This is a genomic window from Streptomyces sp. NPDC060184, from assembly GCF_042728795.1.
Classification (GTDB): Bacteria; Actinomycetota; Actinomycetes; order Streptomycetales; family Streptomycetaceae; genus Streptomyces.
Genome location: NZ_JBHWYX010000098.1, coordinates 1 through 2,456, shown reverse-complemented (window position 1 = coordinate 2,456; position 2,456 = coordinate 1). Strand labels below are relative to the sequence as shown.

Genomic DNA, 2,456 nt, shown 5'->3' with positions numbered 1-2,456 from the left:
CCCAGGGACAGGGCTCGCTGGAGTGGAACCTGGCGAAGTGGCACGAGTACGAGCGCGCGACCAAGGGCCGCCGCGCGATCGAGTGGACCCGCTACCTGCGCTCGATGCTCGGCATCGACGGCGGCGACACCGACGAAGACAACCTCGACTTGCTCGCGGCGGCCGACGCCGAGGGCGGCGAACTCCGCGCGGGCGTCCGCGTCACCGAGGACGGCTGGCACGCGGTCGCGAGGAAGGCCCTCGACCTGGAGGCGACGCAGGCCGCCGAGGGCACCGACGGCAACACCGACCCGGCCGCCATGGCTGCCCGCGTCCGTGAGGTCCTGGCGCTCGCCGACGTCGCCGACGAGGTCGTCGTTCTCGGTCCGCAGGACGTCGTGGACGCGTACGCCGAGATGCTCGAAGCCCTCGCCCGCCGACGCGAGGAAGCAGCTGCACGACGTCGCCGCGAAGCCGAGGAGAACGACGACCAGGAGGACGACGCCGACGACCGCGAACGTGCCGTCTGGCACATCGCCCGACGCCTCGCCCAGCCGCAGAACTGATATCAGTCCGGCATAACTCGCTGCCGGAATCTGATGCCGACACGGGTCCGGGGCGCCGGCGCTTTCGCGCGACAGCGAGGGGCGCCGGATCCCCTCTCCGGGCCGCCGCGCGTCACCGTCCCCACCGCCAATTTCAGGTGGGGACGTGACGGAGGCGGGCAGTAGAGGGGATGTCAGCGAAAACGGACACCCCCACCACGCGTGGTGACCTGCACAGACGGGGTCGGCCGGAATCCGGTAAGGGCAGCAGAAGTCGCAACAGATGCCGCAGCAGATGCCGCAGGAGATGGCGCAAGAGCTGTCGCAAGCCGCCGCCCGGCCGACCGCGAAACTGGGCCCAATGACCCACAACTCGCTGCCGGAATCTGCGCCCCGCAGGACACGCCCAGCGCAGCGACCGACCGGCACGGCGGACCGATCAGATATCTGATCGCTTAGCTTGCTCCCCTGCCCGTGCCCGGGCCCGACGTCGCCCCCGACGCTCGGCCTAACGTTCCAATAGGCCACAACTGGCTGCCCGGATCTGATGTCAACGACGGCCGCCCGCGACCGGTCGGTAGCGACTCAGAGCTTGCCGTCGTCCTCCTCGCCGGCGCCGACTTCGGCACTGAGATCGAGGACAAGGTCTAGTGCTGCAAGAAGAACTCGGAGATGTTCTTCGCGAAGCAGGTCCAGTACCTGAGGTACCGGAAATCGGACCGCAGCCGTTTCGCTCCAGGGGCGAAGATGTATCTCAGGCGGCGTCCCCTGCCAGGTGAGTTTCGAGGGTGTCCTCCGCGGCCCGTTCACCAGCGCTTAGACCGGCCGAACGACCTGCTCAACGTCCTAGAGACGGACCCGAAGTTCGACTGCTCGATGTTCGTCGACAGGGCCGGTCAGCGGAAGTATCCGTCCAGTGACCCTCGGTCACGTGGTGCGCGTCACCGAAGGGTTCATGTGAGGACTTTCGATCTGCTGGCGGCCTCATGACCCCCCTACATGAAGTGCCTGTCACCAACCTCGTGAGCTGAGCATCCGACATGAAGCAGCAGGTCAGGGCCACTTAGGCGCTTTTATGCGTGTGCGTGATTCCGTTGGCATTGTGGCGGCTCCGCTCGCGCTGCGTAGGCTTCTCCCTGACCGGCAGCACCGGAGTCCGAACGAGGCCCTTCGAGGACGAGTTCGACGCCGACCGCGCCAACGGGTTTCCGGTCGCCGTGTAGTCCGACAGCCCTCGAACACCTGGAGGCAAAAAAACAGCGGTCCCCTGCGCCAACAGGGGACCGCCTGTGTAGTCCGACAGCCCTCGCCCGACCGAGTTGGATCTCAAGTACAAGGAGAAGAACCATCAAAGACGTTCCCGAGCCTAAGCTCCGCGACGGCCTGCCGTCGAGCGGGCTCACGCGACAAATGGCGCATTACGAAGCTTGTGCGACATTCATTCCGGCTCCGTTCGACAGGCGAGCGCAGGGTGTCACGTACGGGGTGACGGGCCGATGACCCTGTTCACGATCGTCGCGATGTCCCTCGCGGGCGTCGCCGTGTACTGGGCGTACAAGAACCCGAAGCTGGGTGCGTCGCTCCTGGTTGGTGCCGGGATTCTTGCCGCGGTCTATCTGATCGGACAGCAGGATGCCTCGCAGGCTCCGCTTCAGGCGCCGGCGCCTGCCGCGTCCTCTTCTGTTCCGGCGGTAGCAGGCCCGCCCCCCAGCCCGTCCGTCAGTTCAAGCGGTCAGGCCCCCTCCGCGCGGCCGGAGGTTCAGTCTCTGGAGTGAACGCCCCGTCGTGTCCCGCATCCGCAACCGGGGACGCCGACGGCGACCTGCCCCCCACACGGGAGCGGCAGGTCGCCGGCTCCGCTCGCAGCCCCCATCCGTGGCGGAACAGGGGCCCCGTGGGGCCACCATGCGGCCCCCGGCAAAGGCCCCGGCC

General features: G+C 67.7%; 1 protein-coding gene and 1 pseudogene. Both read left to right on the top strand.

The features are described 5' to 3' along the window. A pseudogene (locus ACFWEE_RS32600) lies at positions 1-545 on the top strand (hypothetical protein); the annotation flags it as partial. Positions 546-2,020: 1,475 nt separating this feature from the next. Next, entirely contained in the window at positions 2,021-2,299 is a 279-nt protein-coding gene (locus ACFWEE_RS32595; protein WP_377541237.1) for a hypothetical protein, read from the top strand. Positions 2,300-2,456 lie beyond the last annotated feature (157 nt).

What these genes read in the sequence shown, in the direction of transcription:
- ACFWEE_RS32595 (WP_377541237.1), top strand. Translation starts at nt 2,021, where the DNA reads ATGACCCTGTTCACGATCGTCGCGATGTCCCTCGCGGGCGTCGCCGTG.